22 protein-coding genes are annotated in these 18,395 nt (G+C 41.8%); 20 read left to right on the forward strand and 2 right to left on the reverse strand.

Annotation, left to right across the window (positions count from 1 at the left end):
• Positions 1 to 439 precede the first annotated feature (439 nt).
• The 5 genes from MSG95_RS17945 (at position 440) to MSG95_RS17965 (ending at position 4,295) form a co-directional block, all read left to right on the forward strand.
• Positions 440 to 622: a hypothetical protein gene (locus MSG95_RS17945; RefSeq protein WP_227555462.1), complete on the forward strand. Its 183-nt coding sequence runs from the start codon at positions 440 to 442 to the stop codon at positions 620 to 622.
• Between the two features lie 730 nt (positions 623 to 1,352).
• Entirely contained in the window at positions 1,353 to 1,778 is a 426-nt protein-coding gene (locus MSG95_RS17950; protein WP_000960557.1) for a hypothetical protein, read from the forward strand.
• Between the two features lie 440 nt (positions 1,779 to 2,218).
• Complete coding sequence (locus MSG95_RS17955) at positions 2,219 to 3,019, forward strand: hypothetical protein (RefSeq protein ID WP_002125709.1); 801 nt, start codon at positions 2,219 to 2,221, stop codon at positions 3,017 to 3,019.
• Between the two features lie 393 nt (positions 3,020 to 3,412).
• Entirely contained in the window at positions 3,413 to 3,982 is a 570-nt protein-coding gene (locus tag MSG95_RS17960; RefSeq protein ID WP_000819254.1) for a LysM peptidoglycan-binding domain-containing protein, read from the forward strand.
• A gap of 34 nt (positions 3,983 to 4,016) precedes the next feature.
• The gene (locus tag MSG95_RS17965; protein ID WP_000146944.1) at positions 4,017 to 4,295 is read left to right on the forward strand and encodes a hypothetical protein; all 279 of its coding nucleotides are present in this window, start codon (positions 4,017 to 4,019) and stop codon (positions 4,293 to 4,295) included.
• Between the two features lie 63 nt (positions 4,296 to 4,358).
• Here MSG95_RS17965 and MSG95_RS17970 read toward each other — a convergent pair whose 3' ends face one another.
• Positions 4,359 to 4,652, reverse strand: coding sequence for a hypothetical protein (locus MSG95_RS17970; protein WP_000741665.1), 294 nt, complete (start codon positions 4,650 to 4,652; stop codon positions 4,359 to 4,361).
• Positions 4,653 to 4,777: 125 nt separating this feature from the next.
• Positions 4,778 to 6,487, reverse strand: coding sequence for a DEAD/DEAH box helicase (locus tag MSG95_RS17975; RefSeq protein ID WP_000521251.1), 1,710 nt, complete (start codon positions 6,485 to 6,487; stop codon positions 4,778 to 4,780).
• A 78-nt stretch (positions 6,488 to 6,565) separates the two neighbouring features.
• On the opposite strand from MSG95_RS17975, the gene MSG95_RS17980 reads away from it, so the two are divergent.
• The 15 genes from MSG95_RS17980 (at position 6,566) to repM (ending at position 17,949) form a co-directional block, all read left to right on the forward strand.
• Positions 6,566 to 7,204, forward strand: coding sequence for a ParB/RepB/Spo0J family partition protein (locus tag MSG95_RS17980; protein ID WP_000110211.1), 639 nt, complete (start codon positions 6,566 to 6,568; stop codon positions 7,202 to 7,204).
• 28 nt (positions 7,205 to 7,232) lie between these two features.
• On the forward strand, positions 7,233 to 7,835 hold the full coding sequence (locus tag MSG95_RS17985; protein WP_324624924.1) for a hypothetical protein: 603 nt from the start codon (positions 7,233 to 7,235) through the stop codon (positions 7,833 to 7,835).
• Entirely contained in the window at positions 7,832 to 8,482 is a 651-nt protein-coding gene (locus MSG95_RS17990) for a ParB/Srx family N-terminal domain-containing protein (protein WP_001292430.1), read from the forward strand. The genes MSG95_RS17985 and MSG95_RS17990 overlap by 4 nt, the downstream gene beginning before the upstream one ends.
• A complete protein-coding gene (locus MSG95_RS17995) occupies positions 8,482 to 9,138 on the forward strand; it encodes an ATP-binding cassette domain-containing protein (RefSeq protein WP_000312034.1) in 657 nt (218 codons plus the stop codon). The genes MSG95_RS17990 and MSG95_RS17995 overlap by 1 nt, the downstream gene beginning before the upstream one ends.
• Positions 9,135 to 9,557, forward strand: a complete 423-nt coding sequence (locus MSG95_RS18000; protein ID WP_000184979.1) for a thioredoxin family protein — start codon at positions 9,135 to 9,137, stop codon at positions 9,555 to 9,557. Before MSG95_RS17995 ends, MSG95_RS18000 begins: the two co-directional genes overlap by 4 nt.
• 38 nt (positions 9,558 to 9,595) lie before the next feature.
• Entirely contained in the window at positions 9,596 to 10,549 is a 954-nt protein-coding gene (locus tag MSG95_RS18005) for a hypothetical protein (protein ID WP_002125699.1), read from the forward strand.
• Complete coding sequence (locus MSG95_RS18010; RefSeq protein WP_001175928.1) at positions 10,540 to 10,863, forward strand: hypothetical protein; 324 nt, start codon at positions 10,540 to 10,542, stop codon at positions 10,861 to 10,863. Before MSG95_RS18005 ends, MSG95_RS18010 begins: the two co-directional genes overlap by 10 nt.
• Positions 10,838 to 11,326 (forward strand): hypothetical protein, encoded by a 489-nt coding sequence (locus MSG95_RS18015; RefSeq protein WP_001228682.1) that lies wholly within the window; start codon positions 10,838 to 10,840, stop codon positions 11,324 to 11,326. The genes MSG95_RS18010 and MSG95_RS18015 overlap by 26 nt, the downstream gene beginning before the upstream one ends.
• Positions 11,327 to 11,437: 111 nt before the next feature.
• Positions 11,438 to 11,839: a hypothetical protein gene (locus tag MSG95_RS18020; protein WP_000084570.1), complete on the forward strand. Its 402-nt coding sequence runs from the start codon at positions 11,438 to 11,440 to the stop codon at positions 11,837 to 11,839.
• A 152-nt stretch (positions 11,840 to 11,991) separates the two neighbouring features.
• Positions 11,992 to 12,597 (forward strand): hypothetical protein, encoded by a 606-nt coding sequence (locus MSG95_RS18025; protein ID WP_000134192.1) that lies wholly within the window; start codon positions 11,992 to 11,994, stop codon positions 12,595 to 12,597.
• Positions 12,598 to 12,606: 9 nt separating this feature from the next.
• Positions 12,607 to 13,851, forward strand: coding sequence for a phage terminase large subunit (locus tag MSG95_RS18030; RefSeq protein WP_002125703.1), 1,245 nt, complete (start codon positions 12,607 to 12,609; stop codon positions 13,849 to 13,851).
• A 45-nt stretch (positions 13,852 to 13,896) separates the two neighbouring features.
• Positions 13,897 to 14,694, forward strand: a complete 798-nt coding sequence (locus MSG95_RS18035) for a hypothetical protein (protein ID WP_002125706.1) — start codon at positions 13,897 to 13,899, stop codon at positions 14,692 to 14,694.
• 92 nt (positions 14,695 to 14,786) lie between these two features.
• Entirely contained in the window at positions 14,787 to 15,179 is a 393-nt protein-coding gene (locus MSG95_RS18040; protein WP_000138815.1) for a hypothetical protein, read from the forward strand.
• Positions 15,179 to 15,817 (forward strand): lysozyme, encoded by a 639-nt coding sequence (locus MSG95_RS18045; RefSeq protein ID WP_004832954.1) that lies wholly within the window; start codon positions 15,179 to 15,181, stop codon positions 15,815 to 15,817. Before MSG95_RS18040 ends, MSG95_RS18045 begins: the two co-directional genes overlap by 1 nt.
• 1,010 nt (positions 15,818 to 16,827) lie before the next feature.
• Positions 16,828 to 17,949 carry a replication initiation protein RepM gene (gene repM / locus MSG95_RS18050; RefSeq protein WP_000818856.1) on the forward strand — a complete coding sequence of 374 codons (1,122 nt, stop codon included), beginning with the start codon at positions 16,828 to 16,830 and terminating at the stop codon, positions 17,947 to 17,949.
• Positions 17,950 to 18,395 lie beyond the last annotated feature (446 nt).

An 18,395-nucleotide genomic window follows, 5' to 3' on the forward strand; every position in this document is an offset into this window, starting at 1 on the left:
TAGACCTTTAGCCAATTCGGCAGCCATACTTTTGATTGTTGCTTCATCCATGTGAAGTACCTTTTGTAATTATCCTCTGAAGGATAAATGAAAATTAAGTACTTACACAAAATTTAGAACAGTCCCTTCTTATTTTTATAACCAAGCACACCACGGCGCACATAGGTAAGCCGAACAGCTCCACTTCCAGCTTCACCCATACCACTATTATACCTGCACCTCTCTATCTAGGGTTGAGGCAATGCACCAATCGCCACACATCGCCATATTCCAATATGCATGCCTAGGCACTTATGTAGAAATATAGAAATCTATCTACACAGCTATATAAATGGATTTTTAGTTTTCTAGCTTTGTTTCCTGCTCTATCTCTATACACTGTTATGCATCTAAGTACACATAGAGTTTTACAGTCATGCCTATAAAACAAAACGAGCTAATGAGCGAGATGGTTAATGCAATCACTACACGCCTTAACGACCTCTATATTCAGTATTACAACGACTTTTTAAGAGTTGATGCATTTGCACGTTATCACGGTCTATCTATAGAGGATATGCAAAAGCTGATTGATTTGGGCAGACATGTGAATCACAACAGTCTTTGGAAAGAGGATAAGTAATCATGTTATTTATTCATCCTGAATTACGCGCTAATGATTGAAATTAGCGGTATTGGTGTTCGAAAATTTAAAGTTATTCCATTGCCAGCGTAAAGTTGGCTTTTTGACGCTGTACCACGGCATACCAAGGCATAAAACGGATAAATCAGGCATGCCTAGGGGGTTTACAATCTAGTGAGCGCTTACTATACTTCTGACAAATGGGTTTCGGGTTGAGATTTTCTCCCCGACGCGATTTGCTTGATGGGGGTCGTGGCTTATACCGTGTCAGTGGTTTGCACTGTAAAGAAAAGTTCCTTTTCTTGTGGTGGAAATTGGCTAGGTTAGGTTACGTCTCCCCAAACTCTCTCCAAGATTTATGAGGCAAAATTCTATGGGGGGGTTTGGGGGGGCGTTCCTTAACGTTAGTGGTTTCCGCTGTAAGAAAAGGGCATACCAAAATATAGAATATGGAATTTGAAAAATTAAAAACATTTCCTTAGAATTCCAAATCTATCGAATTAACATAACTTACAACAACTCTGCGTCTGAAAACCTCCTTTGCCCGACTATCCTCTAGGTCGGGCTTTTTTTATGCTGGGTATAAAAATTCGCGGGCGCGCATATTGAAAATTAAATTTCCCCTCCTAAATACATGAATTAGTGAAATGTAAACTTACATTAACTAAATTTTGTTACACCTATTTCTTCTTGCTAATATTTTCTTCAACTAAATAAACAAGGAGTAATTATGCTGGTTAAGCGGAAAATGCTTAAAATTCGTCGCCTTGCAAGTAAAGGTAAATTAGCTCAATGGGGCTTTATATCAGCGAACCAAGCGCAAAAGATTGGGCTAGACAACGGTTTTGTCGTGATTCTTTCATTATTGCAGGGCAAACAGGTAGAACCGAAATTTACCCGCTATAAACTCAGTGATGATATCGGCAGCGAATATGGGATTGAAACGGATGCCGACCTTTCATCCATAGATCAAAGCATCATTGATGCCATTGGTGTAGCGGTCGGTGATATTTATGATGCTGCGGTAAATTATGATGAGAAAACCGCCTATGAAGATGAGCGGGAAGATTTCGAGCGTACCAATCTCATGTTTATAGATATTGAGACTGGTCATGCCTATGACTCAAATCTTAATGAAGCGGTAGGATGGGCATAGGCTCATCCTAATATTCCAAAACAGCCCACCAAAAAAAATCAAAACTTTGGCCGACATCCTATTTTTATAACCAAGCGCCACGCATCTATATAACCAAAGAGCGCCTAGCAGCTCCTTGGAATGCCACCTTCTTATCTTTAACAACCAAGGCAGACCTAGGACTCTAATCACTACCGGGTGCGCGCCTGAACCTCAAGAAAAACCGCCAGCAAACAACCCAATGCATGCCTAGAGAATGTCTGTATAAAGCATATAGATGAAACGCGCACGCACGCGAATAGCGGAGTTTATTTATTAGTGCAAGTTTTTTATTAATGAAAATTTCGATTGAATTTTTATTCCACTAAAAAACAAACAATCAAATAAAAACTTGCATCAAATTTTTATTTGCACTAATATTTAATCAAGCAATAAAGCTTACTAACAAAAGGTCAAAAATCATGAATGCACAAGTTAAAAACACAGAAACTCTAAACATCTTTGCAGACGTTAATTTTTCAGCTCATGAAGCACGTAATGCAATAGTTATAGATCAAGAGACGATAAAAGCGTATGCAAGACAGCAGAAAGTAACGAGCAAAGCAGTAGCAGTACAGCTTGATATAGCAAACGCGATCATAAACCGTATGAATAACAAGCTTGAGACAGAACAAAAAATATCAAGCACGTTATTCAGTGACTTAAGAGAAGCATGCTCACGCTCTATGCTTACAAAAATAGACACGCTTCAAAAAGCTAAGTTTGATTTATCAGATCTAGCAACAATCATCGCTCACACTGATAAATCACACATTGACTTTGTACAAGTGAAAGTCATTAGAAAAATCTTTCAAGCGATTACAGCTATCGCTGAAAACGACAGACGCAAGCTAGACGGTTACACAATGTCAATCTTGCTAAACTTATTACAGTACGGTTCACTTACGGTTAATGAATGTCGTTTATGCTGCACTACTGAAATACGCGCACAGTCGCATGAAAAGAAAGTAAGACAGTATTATTTATCTGCGCACAGTACAGCATCATCACAAGCGTCTAGCTCACGTATGACACTGAGAGCGCTTAATATCTGTAACGTTGTGAAGTCTGTAAAAGACAGTGAAATAACGTTCAATGAAAATTCTCAGTTTATTGAAGCAGTATTGTCATTCTTGCAAATGAAAGAGAATACACAACAAGAATTAGAGCGCGTACAGCATGACATTAAGAAAGAGTTAAGCGAAAAACAAGCAAGCGCATAATTTAGTAATCAGTGATATTAGTAAGCACTTACTAATATCACTCTAATAGAGAGTAAGAACATGATTAGCAACGAACATAAACTATTAATCGCTGTGTTAATTATGAGACAAGATAACAAGCGTAATAAGTGAACATGCAAAGATAAAGAAATATAGTAAGTGATTACTATATTTCTTTATATATTAATATCGAAGTCCTAGAAAAAATGCGAATGTGTCGGGTGCATAGCCTGTGTCAATCGCGACCATTTTCCAAACACCCTTTCACCACCAGGCCTATATAACAAATACTTTACCCTTGCGCCGCTTAAATCCATACACTTATCCTTGTCCCAGTACGCCATGTCCATTATTCTTTTCAGGACGACTTTCTAATAATATTTAAGGATCAATATGAAAAGATTTTTTTTGGCTACTTTGATTTTAGTTTGTTCAAATGCAATGGCAGAAGGGGAGGGCCTGTTCGCCGAGTACACCGTGAAACCGAGCGAATCATTAAATGATATAGCCAAGCGTAACGGGACCACGTGGGCAAAGCTGGCAGAAGACAATGATCTCCCTGATCCACCAACTGTTTATGTTGGGCAAAAGCTGGCAATCATGAAAAAGATGAATAAGGACGAATATCTGGCTGCGATTGCAAAGACCCGACCAACGTGCTCAAGCAAAGAAGAATGTGACAAGAAAATGGAAGCTGCTCATTTGTGGGTGAGTAAATACGCTGATTACAAGATCAGAAGTTCAAATAACGTATTAATCGAAACATACGCTCCGCGCGAGTTCACTGGCGAGATCATCGTAAAGGTTTCTAAGGAGCCTTATGGGAAGGGAACCTATGCGATCGTGGCCAACATGTCATGCAATAATCCGAATATGACCAAGCCTTATGACCCGATGGCCAGTTGCAAGAGAAACGTTTATAAGGAAATTATTAAGTTCAACGATTTCGTTAGTTCTTATTAGCTTTAAGCTATTTGACCAAGTAAAGAGGGAAAAGATGGCTTCAAAGGATGATTTAAATTATGTTGCTTACCACATTATCGAAATTCTGGAAGAACAGGGTTTAGATAATTCTTATATTAACGAAAAAATAGATCGTCTTTACGAATTCGGCGAAAATAAAGCCGCTACATTGCTTTGGGCTTCAAACCAGCTCGATAGTAGAAATTTTAGATTACTTTTGGGCAAACTTAATTTAACTCCCGATCAAGTAAAGATATTTTGTCGCGTATTGAACAAGCTGAAAAAATATTTGGGCTACAATTTATTGAGCTAAGCTTTTTAATTACCTATGATATTCCGAATAAATTAATGCCCCATATATCACTTGAGGCATTTCTTACTGCACTTGGCCAGATTTAATTAACTCTAGCGCTTTTTTCTTCAATTCCTTCCTACGCTCTTTTTCAGCAATCTTTTCTTCGCGAATGGCTTCAATATGCACACCGAAAAGCTGATCAGACAGATTGCCACTTTCAAGCAAACGTGCAAAAGCGTCAACAATCTCGCCTTGAGTGAGTTTATGCTGTTTTGCCATATTTTCTAAGGTCTGGATTGTCTCTGGACGCAAAGTGATGGATGTTCGAACTAAACCTTTTTCTTTATAAAATTTGGAAGAGTTAGTAGCTGCCATTATTTGCTCCAATTAAAATTTGATGAAAATTAAAACTTGCATATTATAGTTATTATTGCATTGATCACGCTGAAATACCACAAAATAAAACGGGCTTGCCCAAAACATTGAACAAGCCCAGAACACTATGCAGCTTTTTTGAAACCGAGCTTTTCAAACTCGAAATTCGCAACGATATTCTCGCCAAAGCCGGGTGTTTCTCTGATGATCTGTAAACGCTGTCTAGCGTGAGATTTGAGCGTTGAATTGTGCTGGTCTGTGAAATCAACAATAAACGCAACGTTTGGACCGAATTTCTTAGCACGTAACCCGCGCCCAATACGCTGGCGTAAGGCAACTTCCGCTTTCCCACCACCGGCAAGAATAATCAACCCGACAGCAGGGACATCCACACCCACATCAAGAATTGTTGTTCCAATCAGTACATCAATATCCTTATTGGCAAGTTCGGTGAGCGCAGATTTACGTTCTCCCTGATCATCTTCACCGCGAATATATCTCGCTCTGATACCTATATCGTCAAACAGCTTCAATAGGGTGTCGCCATGCGAGGTATGCTGGACGAGAACCATCGCCGTCATGCCATATTCACGGGCTTTGAGAATTTCCATACAGATGGCATTGTTCCGCTCTTCGTTTTGCACGATTCCCAAGCGATAGGCAGCTTGCCAAGGGGTAATAGAGTGTAATTTGGCTGGCTTTTTCTTCAATTCGACGATTTTGAAGTAAGGCTTAGCAAGGATTCCGCGATCAATCAGCATTTTTTCCGTAACCTTGATGGCAATCGGTCCGGAACAAGCCATCAAACGCATATTTGACTCTTGGCTTTCACGCATGAACGGCGTTCCGGTCAATGCCAAGCGGTAATAGGCGTTTTTACAGTGGCGCATGATCTCGTAATACGAATTTCCACCTGCCTCATGTGCTTCTTCGAGAATTACGAACTCAAAAAGCTCCAAAAGCTTGATGGTTTGCTGTCTAACGAGTGATTTTTCCTTGAATTTTGCTTCTGCCTTGGCTTGCATCGCAGGTGCCTTGTCCTGAAGCTCCTTTTCATGTTGCAGTGCAAGGTTATGAAGCACTTTTTTGATTTCGGACTCGACTTTACCGACCTTAATTAGCTGTTTTTTAGTGTCCGAAATCTCTTTTTCGTGTTTTTTGACTACGTTGTCATAAAGGATCTGAAATTCCTTCTCTAAAGTCGTCTCTTCCAGCTTGGCGGCGAGGGTTTGAACCATTCCGACCGTCATTTTCTTGATGGAGAGCTGACCTTTTTCATTCACCTGTCCAAAACTGCCATCACCAATGACCGAACATGCAACGCCATTTGCTTCGAATGCATCTTTCATCTGATACATCAGAATCGAACGGGTTGTTAAAAACAAGGTAGGGCGGTTAATTCGGGCCTGACACAACATGGCAATGCGTGATTTACCGCCACCAGTAGCGACTTGAGCGATAATCTGGCCATGACGTACAAGACGATCCATAACTTCCGGCTGGTAATCGTAACGAGGGTCATATCCGTAACTATCTACCACTGGTCGGGCAGGTCCAAGTGGAGCGGGGAGGGGTTTTCGTGCGAGTTTTACTTCAAAACCTGCCTTCTTGAGTCGATCCGTAACATGGACTACAAATCCTGCTGGAAAAGAGCACTTGGCAAAGTCAAAAAATGACGATCTGCCATCCCAACGGTGCTGTCTAAACGCTAGAGTTTCTTCGGCGCCATCCACCAAATAACTAAGCGCCGACTGTACTTCAAGTTTCGCCTCAACAGGAGGCTTGTGTAGGATGGCATTTACGGCGTCATAAGCGATTGTTACAACTTTTCCCATTTCAATACCTTTTGCATTTGCTTAATATTTGGCTTAAATTATAAGTAAGCACTTACTAATATTTCAAAGTAGTTTCCTATGTCAGTTGAATATTTAGAAATCGACCCAGGAGAGCTTTGGCCTAATCCTTGGAATTCAAACGTCGTATCACCTGAAAACGAGCGAAAAATCGAAGAAGGTATTAAACGTCACGGTATGTTTAAGCCAATTATCGTTCGTACCCTTCTTGATGGCCGCTTACAGATCATTGGCGGTCAGCACCGAGCAATGATTGCTAAACGTCTTGGTCTACTCACTGTGCCGGTAATGAACCTTGGGCGCATTGACGAAGCCAGAGCAAAAGAGATCGGTCTAATCGACAACGGTCGTTATGGCGAAGATGACATCGTTAAGCTCAACGAAATTCTTCATGATCTTGGCGGTATCGATGAATTGATCGATGTAATGCCTTGGTCAAGTGAAGAAATCGACATCTTCTCTAGCACTAATATAGCGCTGGACGCTCTAAGCGATCTCGATTCGCCATCAGAGGAAGTTGAATTACCCAAGACAACCAAAGTTCAAACTCACCAAATCATGCGTTTCAAGGTTCCGATCGAGGACGTAGACGCAATTACCAAACTCATCGAGAAGACCATTAAGGCACAGGGCTTTACCGAATCCGACAGCTTGACGAATGCAGGGGATGCCTTGGTTTATCTCTTGGGAAGCAAGTAATGAAACCATATGAAGGATGGGATGGCTAATGACCGATTTATCTCAAAAAGGGCAGGTTCGAATGTACCGACGGGGTGGCCAATACCCTGTAGACCTTGAAGCAATCCAGTTTAATGGAAACAACGGCTCCGAAATTGAACTCTGGCTTGGGGTTCACTGCTCAACCCAAATGAAAACAGTAGCCAGAGTAGGGGGAAATACCGATGAAGACTTTTCCCTTGTCATTCCCGGCATTGGTACAGCCGAGGCAGGTGATTACATCGCTAAAAACCTAGATGGAACGGTGGTCATCCTCAAGCCAGACTATTTCGAGAGCGAGTTTCAGGAAGTTATCACTTTCAACACGCCTGAACAGGAACATGAAGGGGCGGTTCCCGAAGTAGATGACGGCGCCTTGAAGTTTTTGAAGAAGTTCTGCAATGGATACCGCATCGTTTCAACATGCGACCTAACAGAATTGCAGATTGCAGAAGCCAACGTAGAAGATCGTCTCTATATCGAACCTGAAGGTGGCTTCGGATGGGTAGCGCTCCCTTGGGAATTAACTACCGTCAGGGATCGGCAACGCGAAAAGTTCTACCAGATCAACAAGCAGTTGATTGAGCAAACCGATACGCGGGTGGCCGAATGAGCGAACTAAAAATCCAAATGTGGATTGTTGACGATGTAAAGCCTTACGAACTCAACGCCAAAATCCACAGTGAAGAACAAGTCGCCAAGATTGCCGAGTCGATTGCCCGCTTCGGTTGGGATCAACCCATTGTGGTAGATAAAAATGGCGTAATCATCAAGGGGCATGGTCGCCGTCTTGCAGCCATCAAGTTAGGTTTAATCGAAGTACCTGTTCTGGTCCGCGATGACTTGAATGAAGAACAGGTGAAAGCTGCACGCTTGGCCGATAACCGAGTTGCCATTGGTGACATTGATGCCGACCTGCTCAAGCTGGAGCTGCAATCCATCAACATCGAGTTCCTTGAGGACATCTTCGACAGCAAGGAGCTGGAGTTCATGCAAGCCGACCTCTCCGAAATGAACGTCGATGTGATTGTTGATGATCTGGACAGCGCGGTAGCCGAGCAACAGCGCCATACGGCAAATGCAGTATCGGAATCGAACGAAAAACCTATCCGAATCGACAAGGTTTTAGGGTTCAGCGAAGTATCGGGCAAAGAATCACGTTCCATTCACTACTTTATGGCCATTGCAGAAGATGCAACTGGACTAGAAGGGAAGGACGCTTTCGTAACGTATATCAGCAAATTGGTGGAGAGCGCTTAATGGCTGTTTATAACATCGATGTCCGATACAAAACGTCAGTTGAGCGTACCGAACGTGTACTGGAAATTGCCGAGTCGTTCGGGTTGGGCTTAGATGCGAAGGAATTTGTGGTTTTCGATAACACGCCAATTGAAATCGAGCAGGGAGACATCGTTTACATCACTGGTCAGTCTGGTGGCGGTAAATCGACCCTGCTACGGAAGCTGGCGGAACAAATGGAACAAAGCGGCTTAAAAGTCGCTGACCTGAATGCCATTGAGCATGATGACCGTCCAATCGTCGACCAGATTGGCGAAACACTAAAAGACGCTCTGGATGTACTCACCATTGCCGGCATCACTGATGCCTATATCTGGCTAAACAAGTTTGATGCCCTCTCGGACGGCCAACGTTATCGCTTCAAACTGGCAAAACTGATTGAGAGCAAGGCGGACGTCTGGATTGCAGATGAATTTCTTGCCGTTCTTGATCGAACTGTTGCCAAAGTTGTTGCGTACAACATTCAGAAAATTGCCCGAAAACTCGGAACAACCGTACTGGTTGCCACAACGCATGACGACATGGTTGAAGACCTCAACCCAAGCCTCTTCATTGATAAGCGATACCGCGAAAAAGTGGTAATCACCAAAGCACCTGAAGGATTTAAACAAGTATGACTAATCGATCAAAAAAAGTTGTAACTAAAGACACTGTAGATGCTCATGAATTCGCGTCAGAAGCATCCGAAACTGTTGCAGAGCAAATCGTTCAAGCAGAAGTTGTGGAGCGTTCTGAGAGCGAACCAGCGCAAACCAAGCGCACATTAACCCTATATTCTTCAACCGTCTGCTCACCTTGCAAGACCATCAAGCCGATTCTGGAAAAACAAATGCTAGGTCGCGCAACCGAATACCATGTGCTGACCATTGATCCAAACAATATCGAACCTGAAATCAAACAGCAGTTTGAAGAAGCGGGCGTAACGCAAGTGCCTACCCTGATCTGCAAGGAAGATGGCAAAGAGGTAGGTCGTTTATCGGGATACAGTGGTGTTCGACCGCTACTCGATGTCTTGAAAGCTTGGGAAGTGATTTAACAAAGGGCGTTTAACGCCCTTACTTGATTGAGAAAGGTATGGAAAAGGTTTTACTCGATACACCAGATATTCTCGTTACTCGTAAATCACCTAAGCAAAACCACAACCTGTCATTGCTCAAGGACATCATTGTGGAGCCGGGTGACAAGAGTGACTGGGACCTTCTGCACGAATTGCACTACAAGGCAGAAACGCTGCCGATCGGTTCAAGGTTCTGGAAAGTAACCCTGCATGGCAAGACCATTGGTGTCGGGATTCTGGCTGTTCCCAAAATGTTGCTTTCGGGTCGTAATGACTTGTTCAAATATCTACGTCCAAACGTCAACGGCAAGGATACCCGCCTGATCAATAAAAGTCGGGCTGAATGGCTAAACGAAAATGTCTGCACCAATAGCCGACTTGTACTGGACACCATCTACCGTGGTTGCGGGATTGCGTATCGTGCCCAAAATTTAATGATGCGCATGGTGGATAGAAAACATACCGAGTTCCAAAGCTCGATGTCGAAATTCAATCCATTCGCGGAAAGGGCAGGCATCAAGTTCACCCCGCCTAAGCAGGCGACCAATTATCAACGCGGTGTGGACTTCTTTGTGAAATGGTTTGAAACCAAGCATCCGACAGATGTTGTGGGGATTCTGGAGGAGCTGAGCTCCAAACCCGAACCTATCAAAAAGAAGATCATCGCTGAAATGCGGAAGTTCTATTACCAATACAGCTCTTTGGAAAAATCCGGCAATAACCGGCTGAATGGTTTTAGCCGTGTAGAGAGCATGCCTGTCGAAAAGCTGCTAAAGAACATTCAACAACTGGTTTTTGCGTCTCCGTTATATGGGGTCTATACCAATCCTGACTTGATCTACAAAGCCAAACATCCTGAGCACGAGATTCCCAAACGGGTATCAATTTTGGCATTTGACTGTCAGAAACCAGACGACCCCCTAAATGTTGAACTCATTAAATCAAGAGGGCTTTTATTCGAATGCAATTAGGTCTAACCCCAAAACAGATCGAATTACTGACAAAGATTCGCGATAAAAATCCAGACGGTTCTTTGCTCTCAATCGAACAGCTTCATGACGCCGTGAGTTACACCTGCACCCGACAAGCCATTACATGCAGCCTAAATTTTCTGATTAAAAGAGGCCTGATTGAGAAGAGCGGGCAAAACGTGGTGAGAAACGGGCGTAGATTTACGGTCGTCAGCATCAAGCCATTGGGCGAGGAAATACTAAACGCCTATGTACCTTCGCTACGGCAGGTACTTGTAGAAAATGAGGATGAGGAAATTGAAAAAATCTTCTAAGGTAAAAAGCGTTAAGAAAACCTCGCCAAGTTGGTTCCGCACTCCGTACAATCGCTTATGGTATGTTTTGGTCCAAGACCCAAAACAATTCTTGGCTATGGAAGATGAAAGCCATCATGCGCTTTACGAGATTGCTAAAGAGCATTTTCAGTCCCATTTTAAAGCCATCACTTTCTATGCCGCCAACAATTCGGGCGAGTTGATTGCCGCGATCTATTATCCGAGGATGTTTGACGCTGACGAAAATGAGGTACTAACCGTGCTTTGCCATGAGTGTGTTCACATATGGCAGGAATTCGCGGAAAGCCTACATGAACACGAGCCTTCGCGTGAATTTGAGGCTTATACCATTGATGAGATTTTTGGAAACGTCCTGACTGAATACCGCAAGTTAGTGGAAATCAATAAAGCCCATACCGAGAGTAAAGCCATTAAACATAAAAAACAGCCCGACCTTGTTTAATTCCGACATTTGGGTAATTTGGGTTTTCCGCAACTCTTCGAATAATATATTATTAATAAGTGCTTACTTTATTGTATTATTAATATATTCGGAAAACTGCGGAACTCCCAAATGTCCCAAGTACAGGAAATCTTTCTTATCGGCGAAGATTTTGAGCCAGGCATCGTCGGAAATTCTGAAATTGATATTTTATTGGGCCATGACACGGCGATCTGTGGAGAGTTCGCAATCAGGAAGGAAGATGGCTATACACACTGTCCGGACTATTGCGAGGATAAGAATATAACTTTCAGGGAGTTATACAAATTAAACTTACATCCACTCATCCTTCCAGCCAGCCATGAATCCTCCAAAAGACGCTCTAAAAAAGCTTTAGAGAAAGCCGAACAGCTTCAAGACAAGTTTGTTGCAGTCTTTATTCTTGGCTCTGAATTTTACGTAACCAGACCATTTGAAAGTGAAAATACAGCACTAGCTTGCGTGCTTTGGTATGCGCTTGCTTATTACTCTTAAATAAAATTATTAATAAGCGCTTATTATTTACTTTTGGTTTTATTTTGCTTATCCTAGAGGCCATCGGACATGTTTGAAATGGTGCGTGTCTGACTTTTTAGAGGGCGCATATCATTTAGTAGCTGGTACGCGCCTTTTTTTTAGGTGATTGCATGACTGAAGAAACAGCCAACAAACGCAGATACCCTTCAGCAAGTGCTTGGGCAGAAGCAGAGGCGTTATGGGCTTCTGGTGATGTGACACTAGAGGACTTAGCCAAGAAAGTCGGGGTAAGCGCAACTTCTGTTTCCCTTCACATGAAGAAGCGGAAAATCACGAAAGGGGAGAAGGCCAAGGAACATTCCGAGCGTATCTCCAAACAGGTCGCCGAAGATATTTTGTCAGAAGGGACCGTACATAGCCAAAGAATTAAGGAAACCAAAGAAGAACATTACAAGATGGCGACGGGCCTGGCTCGCCTGACTTGGAATGAAATTGTCACTGCCAAGGCAAAGGGCGGTGCCTATGCGGCGATTCAACAAAATTTAAAAGCACTAGAAATCGCTTCGAATGTTTTGGCAAAGATCCGCCAAGAACGGTACGCCGTTTTAGGTTTGGATAAGCCTGATGCTGTAGATGCTACTCAACTTCCGGAATTGGTAATTGAAGAATTGACGGCCGATCAGGTTCAACAATTGAAAGAGCGTGATTTCAACAATGGTAATTACGACTTTGAAGATGAGGACATGTTAGAGCCATCAAATGATTCAGGGGAATGATGGTTTTAGATGGCAGATAAGGTTCGGCTTTCATTGCATCCAAAGCAAATGGAAGTCTATCTTTCAAATGCTCGATTTCGCGTAGTGGTTGCTGGTCGCCGATGGGGTAAGACCAGCCTTTCGCGTACTCTGATTATCAGTAAAAGTAGAAAGCCAAGACAAAGAATCTGGTACGTAGCGCCAACTTACCGAATGGCAAAACAAATCATGTGGAAGGATTTGATTGAAGCCATTCCTCGGAAGTGGGTAGTTAAGATTAACCATTCAAGTCTATCTATTGAACTTGTTAATGGCACCCTGATTGAACTTAAAGGCGCTGATGACCCAGACTCTTTGCGTGGTGTGGGTATCGATTTCTTGGTATTGGACGAATTCCAAGACATTAGCGAAGAGGCATGGACACAATGTTTGCGTCCTACCCTTGCCTCTACAGGTGGTCATGCCATCTTTATCGGCACACCTAAAGCATATAACCAGTTATATACCGTCTATATGCAGGGACAAGACCCGAAAAAGGTCGAAGCTGGCCAATGGCAGTCATGGCAGTTCCCAACCATTACATCTCCATTTATTCCTGAATCGGAAATTGAAGCGGCTAGAGCCGATATGGATGAGAAATCATTCAAGCAGGAATTTTTGGCTTCCTTCGAAACCATGTCTGGACGTGTTTATTACCCGTTTGATCGTAAGGAACATGTCGGGAAATATCCTTTTGATCCAAAACTGCCAATCTGGATCGGCATGGACTTTAACATCGACCCAATGAGTACCGTCATCATGCAGCCGCAACCAAATGGCGAAGTTTGGGTGGTTGATGAGATTGTCCAGTTCGGCTCTAACACGGAAGAGATTTGTGAAGAGATTGAACGGAAATACTGGCGGTATATGAAACAGATTGTCATTTTCCCCGATCCTGCTGGCGGTCAACGCCAACATGCTCGTGGTGAGTCCGACTTGGACATCATGCGCGAGAAGGGATTTAAGAAAATTCTTTACAGAAGAAAGCACCCTGCAATTGCCGACAGGGTAAATGCAGTTAACCGCATGTTGAGAACTGCGGATGGAACAGTTGCATTAAGGGTTGATGAAAAATGTAAGCATTTGATCAATTCATTTGAACAGACCATCTACAAACCAGGTGGACGTGATGTTGATAAATCAGGTGGTGTAGAACACAGTGCCGATGCCATTGGATATGCAATCGAGCACCAATTCCCACTTCGTAAGATTGAAATTAAAGGCGTTTCAATTTAACCTATATTATTAGTAAGCGCTTACTAATATTTTGAAGGCGATAAGATGACAACCGAACTATCCTCATACGACCGACATGCAATAAGTTCGACCGCTTCCTCAGAAGAAGCGAATGACCCTCTTGTACGTTTAGTATCACGTCGTCATCCACTATATGAAGCCATGTCCAAACACTGGATGTTTATGGATGACACCTATAGCGGTGGCAGAGAATGGTTTAATCATCATATCTTCAAATACATCAAAGAGGGTGATGCCGAATTCAAGGATCGTATCTCACGCGCTTATCGTTTCAACCATACCCGCGAAGTTGTAGATTTAATTAATAAATATTTATTCAAGCAGGAAATCACCCGCAATAAGGTAGATGCTCCTGCCGACGTGGTGAAGTTTTGGAAAAACTGCACCAAGAGCGGCTTAACGATTAATGATTTCGTTCGCCAGATCAGTAAGAAAACCTCAATTTACGGTCGTATTGGGGTAGTTATTGATATGGATGCGGTACCAGAAGATCAAAGACCCTTAAACAAACGGGAAGAAAAGGAAGCTGGGCTATCTGCTTACGCCTACATCATCACTCCGCTTCAAATGCTGGATTATTCGTTTGATGATCACGGCAAATTAAACTGGATGCTGATTCATGAAGTGGTTCGCGACGATGAGGACCCACTAAATTCAACAGGCAAGGCGATTCACCGCTTCCGCTTATGGACGAAAACGGAATGGAAACTGTTCGAAAAGCAGAATGATGATCAGAACGGCAAGATTACGATTAAAGAGATTGATCGAGGTAGGATCTGCTTTAATGCCATAGTAAACATCCTAAAAATTGAACAACGATAATTTTTACACACTCATAAATTATTAGTAAGTGCTTATTTATAAAATATAGTAAAAATGTTATATTTTCTCAACTAATCTAAGGCGAGAAAATCATGACCGAACCAGTATCAACTACTATCGGTGGATTCGCTGCTTGGAAGGCATTTGGCATGACTATCGTAGTCGCAATCTGTGTGATGGCAGTTGCGGCTGTAGTGCTCATGATGCGGATGCCGAGATCTCCGAGAGAGTGGGGAGTTGGCTTGATTACCACAGTAATTTCAAGCTTGGCTGGCGGCTCTTTCATCATCATCAAATTTAACCTTCATGCTTGGGCAACAGACGTATGGGGAATGATCGCGCTTGGCGGTTTCTTCTTCACATGTGGTTTGCCGGGGTGGGCTATTGTCCGTTGGATTTTCAACTATATCGAAAAGAAGGAGGATTCCGACATTTTCGAAGTTGCAACTGATATTAAAAACGACCTGAAGGAGTTTAAAGATTAATGAGTAGCATGGTATCCGCACTTGCATCAGTGCAAATGGCTCAGATTGCGCAAACTTATTCTTGGCTTCGGGCGATGTCAGGAGGCAGATTAACTCAGGAACAAGTAACTGCTGGTGACGAGATTATCGAGAAGGCGGGATTAGAAACTTTCGCCAAACTCATTGGTTACAAACTTGAATCTGGCGTTACAGGGCAATGGGATATTTCCGAAAAAGGATATGAACTTATACGTGGATTTGAAGGTTTCAGGAATACGGCATATCTGGATACTGGTAGCGTCCCGACTATTGGCTTCGGCACAATCAAATATCCAAACGGCCAACCTGTAAAAATGGGTGATACTTGTACTCGTGTTCAAGCAGAAGAATGGCTTAAAAACGATTGTAAGTGGGTTGATGCTTGTCTTGATAAGTATGTGAAGGTCAAGGTAACTCAAAATCAATTTGATGCGCTTGCTTCGTTTGTTTACAACGTAGGTGAAACTGCATTTGTCAAAAGTACAATGTTGGCTGTCCTTAACCAAGGGAACTATATTGCTGCTGCAAATCAGTTTGATCGTTGGATTTTTGACAATGGCAAACGTATTAATGGATTAGTTAACCGCCGTGCTGCTGAAAAGAAATTATTCTTATCATGAAGCATTTCGGTACATTAATGCTGTGCATCCTGTTTTCAGGATGTACAGCTTCAACAATTCAAAACAATATCCATGTCACTGTCTGTTTACAGTGTGCACCTATGATGAGCCGATAGAACAATGATTTCATTTCTTTGGCATCTGGTAGGGGGAATAATGTTTTTAACAACATGCATTATCCTTATGTACTCTTATCTTCAAAACAAATCTTAATTTGAATTTAAAACTAAACCCAATTTTACTTCTTCCTGTGAACTCTTTTTTTTAAAAACGCTCTATGCTTTGAATTACAAGAGTTCTAATAATAACAGTACAAAAATTCCGTTGTGGATAACTTAAAACCTATTTGAATTTAAAATCTTTTCTTTTTTTCTTTTAGAAGCTCTGAAACGATTGCTATCAAATACTTTCAAAGCCTATTAAGGTACAAAAACTCCGTTTGAGCGGTACAAATACTCCGTTTTAACGGTACAAAAAGTTTTAATTACGGTACAAATATTCCTTTTTAACGGTACAAAAATTCTGTCCTGTATTTTCAATAGTTTAAAAGGTACAAAAACTCCGTTAAATCGCCTTTAACGGTACATTTTCTCCGTTAGAAGTCCTATAAAGGTACAAAAACTCCGAATAAGTACCTTTTAAAGCCATTTTTCCATTAACTTAAAGAATACATAAAAGGATTTCGGTACATTTTCTCCGTTTACACCCCTATAAAGGTACATTTTCTCCGCTAAACTAATAGCCAAAATCATCATAACGGTACAAAAACTCCGATAGGGGAGTGATAACGGTACATTTTTTCCGTTCAAAACAGGCGATAACGGTACAAAAATTCCGAAGGAATGCCTATAAAGGTACAAAAACTCCGGTAATGTCATTACATTGTCATGTTTTGGTCAAAATCCTTAAATATAAATCCGCTCAATTCTGACTGATGAACTAGATTTACAAACATTATCTAATCATGTACCTTTTACGAAAACCAATAAAACCTTTCTGAAACGGAATATATGGCAGAACTTATTAGGAATTCAGATGTTTATAAAGCGAATGCATTGATTAATGCAAGCTACGCTTTGGACACTGCTGAGCAAAGAATAATTCTACTCGCCATTTTAGTTTCCAGAAACAAGAATGCAGATCTGACTGCCGAAACGATTATCGAGATTCCGGCTTCCTTATATGCCCAAAAATTTAATACAACAGTGAGCGCGGCATATAAAACACTGAAGGAAGCCGAAGATACCTTATTTGAAAGACGTTTTTCTTACACCACAATGCGAAATGGCAAGATTGAGGTGGTTCGGTCACGTTGGGTATCACGAGTTTCATACGTTAAGGATGATGCATTATTAACGATCACCCTAGCTCCTGATGTGATTCCTCTAGTAACCAAGCTAGAAGGAACCTTTACCAAATATGCCATCGACAATTTACGCGATGTGACCAGTAAATATGGCATCCGTCTGTATGAGTTGGTCGCTAGTTGGAAAAATTCGGATATACGAAAAACTCCTGTTTATGACTTTGAGGACTTCCGTGCCAAGATGGGCCTTCTTCCTCATGAGTATAGAGACAAGAAAAATCCCGAAAGTACGGATATGACCAACTTCAATAAACGTGTATTGAAGCCGGCAATTGATCAGATTAATAGTTTTACTGACCTGTTTATTACTGAAAAGAAAATCAAGACAGGACGTAATATCACGGGCATTTATTTTGAAGTAAGTTTAAAAACCGATAACTTCATTGAAGGCGAAGCGAAAGAAATCCATGACAGCAAGCCTTCTTCCGATTCAGCTAAAAAGACAGGCGCTCCTTTAGAAAACATTAGGCTTCCAAAAGTATCGACCCAAGAGTTTTTGGGTAGTGATCTCAGCGAAGAGGACCTTAACAAAGAGAACCCATTAAAAGAATTTATCGTTGAATCTGGCGTTTATAAGTCTGCTATTGAAAAGCCAGTAGAAGAAAAGGATGAATTTGAATTAAATGGCATAAAACGACTGTATGAGGCACTATTAAAGCTGGATGAGGGCGTAACCAAGGAATACGTCCGCGAATATGCCCAGATTAAAGGCGTAACTCTACAACACGCATTAATTGAACTTTATAACTCTAAAAGACCGGCTTAAACATTCCGGTACTTGGGTCTTTTCCGAAAACTTGGGTTTTTGAAGTGCTAACGAATAATTAAATAATACTTTCTATAATATTTAAGTTTTTATATTAATTATTCGGAAACGATCGGATGTCCCAAGTTGAAAAACAAATACCCAAGTATTTAGATTGGGCGGGTCACTTTTATGGCAATGACCTTGATTTAGAACATTACGAAATTCTCACCATTCAGTACATTCCCAAGAAAGAGCGGAAGCTAGAAACGTAGTTAATGACAACCAAGTGGTTTGACTATAGGCTGATGCATCCCATGCAAGCCACTTATTACTTCTTTCGTAAGCGTCCGCTGAATCCCATACCAATTTTTTAATTCGATTTAGGTTTCCAGCAGTGTGGCAGTAACTCTTCAATCTGGGTCACTTTATGTGTCGGTAGCTTTTTCAGCACATCACTTAAATAG

Origin of the sequence: Acinetobacter sp. IK23 (genome assembly GCF_035615275.1) — a bacterium.
GTDB lineage: Bacteria > Pseudomonadota > Gammaproteobacteria > Pseudomonadales > Moraxellaceae > Acinetobacter > Acinetobacter seifertii.

What these genes read in the sequence shown, in the direction of transcription:
- MSG95_RS18040 (WP_000138815.1), top strand. Translation starts at nt 14,787, where the DNA reads ATGACCGAACCAGTATCAACTACTATCGGTGGATTCGCTGCTTGGAAG.
- MSG95_RS17970 (WP_000741665.1), bottom strand. Translation starts at nt 4,652, where the DNA reads ATGGCAGCTACTAACTCTTCCAAATTTTATAAAGAAAAAGGTTTAGTT.
- MSG95_RS17955 (WP_002125709.1), top strand. Translation starts at nt 2,219, where the DNA reads ATGAATGCACAAGTTAAAAACACAGAAACTCTAAACATCTTTGCAGAC.
- MSG95_RS17990 (WP_001292430.1), top strand. Translation starts at nt 7,832, where the DNA reads ATGAGCGAACTAAAAATCCAAATGTGGATTGTTGACGATGTAAAGCCT.
- MSG95_RS18030 (WP_002125703.1), top strand. Translation starts at nt 12,607, where the DNA reads ATGGCAGATAAGGTTCGGCTTTCATTGCATCCAAAGCAAATGGAAGTC.
- MSG95_RS18000 (WP_000184979.1), top strand. Translation starts at nt 9,135, where the DNA reads ATGACTAATCGATCAAAAAAAGTTGTAACTAAAGACACTGTAGATGCT.
- MSG95_RS18005 (WP_002125699.1), top strand. Translation starts at nt 9,596, where the DNA reads ATGGAAAAGGTTTTACTCGATACACCAGATATTCTCGTTACTCGTAAA.
- MSG95_RS17965 (WP_000146944.1), top strand. Translation starts at nt 4,017, where the DNA reads ATGGCTTCAAAGGATGATTTAAATTATGTTGCTTACCACATTATCGAA.
- MSG95_RS18025 (WP_000134192.1), top strand. Translation starts at nt 11,992, where the DNA reads ATGACTGAAGAAACAGCCAACAAACGCAGATACCCTTCAGCAAGTGCT.
- MSG95_RS17975 (WP_000521251.1), bottom strand. Translation starts at nt 6,487, where the DNA reads ATGGGAAAAGTTGTAACAATCGCTTATGACGCCGTAAATGCCATCCTA.
- MSG95_RS18020 (WP_000084570.1), top strand. Translation starts at nt 11,438, where the DNA reads ATGTCCCAAGTACAGGAAATCTTTCTTATCGGCGAAGATTTTGAGCCA.
- MSG95_RS17950 (WP_000960557.1), top strand. Translation starts at nt 1,353, where the DNA reads ATGCTGGTTAAGCGGAAAATGCTTAAAATTCGTCGCCTTGCAAGTAAA.
- MSG95_RS18010 (WP_001175928.1), top strand. Translation starts at nt 10,540, where the DNA reads ATGCAATTAGGTCTAACCCCAAAACAGATCGAATTACTGACAAAGATT.
- MSG95_RS17985 (WP_324624924.1), top strand. Translation starts at nt 7,233, where the DNA reads ATGACCGATTTATCTCAAAAAGGGCAGGTTCGAATGTACCGACGGGGT.
- MSG95_RS18035 (WP_002125706.1), top strand. Translation starts at nt 13,897, where the DNA reads ATGACAACCGAACTATCCTCATACGACCGACATGCAATAAGTTCGACC.
- MSG95_RS18015 (WP_001228682.1), top strand. Translation starts at nt 10,838, where the DNA reads ATGAGGAAATTGAAAAAATCTTCTAAGGTAAAAAGCGTTAAGAAAACC.
- MSG95_RS17945 (WP_227555462.1), top strand. Translation starts at nt 440, where the DNA reads ATGAGCGAGATGGTTAATGCAATCACTACACGCCTTAACGACCTCTAT.
- MSG95_RS17980 (WP_000110211.1), top strand. Translation starts at nt 6,566, where the DNA reads ATGTCAGTTGAATATTTAGAAATCGACCCAGGAGAGCTTTGGCCTAAT.
- MSG95_RS17960 (WP_000819254.1), top strand. Translation starts at nt 3,413, where the DNA reads ATGAAAAGATTTTTTTTGGCTACTTTGATTTTAGTTTGTTCAAATGCA.
- MSG95_RS18045 (WP_004832954.1), top strand. Translation starts at nt 15,179, where the DNA reads ATGAGTAGCATGGTATCCGCACTTGCATCAGTGCAAATGGCTCAGATT.
- repM (WP_000818856.1), top strand. Translation starts at nt 16,828, where the DNA reads ATGGCAGAACTTATTAGGAATTCAGATGTTTATAAAGCGAATGCATTG.
- MSG95_RS17995 (WP_000312034.1), top strand. Translation starts at nt 8,482, where the DNA reads ATGGCTGTTTATAACATCGATGTCCGATACAAAACGTCAGTTGAGCGT.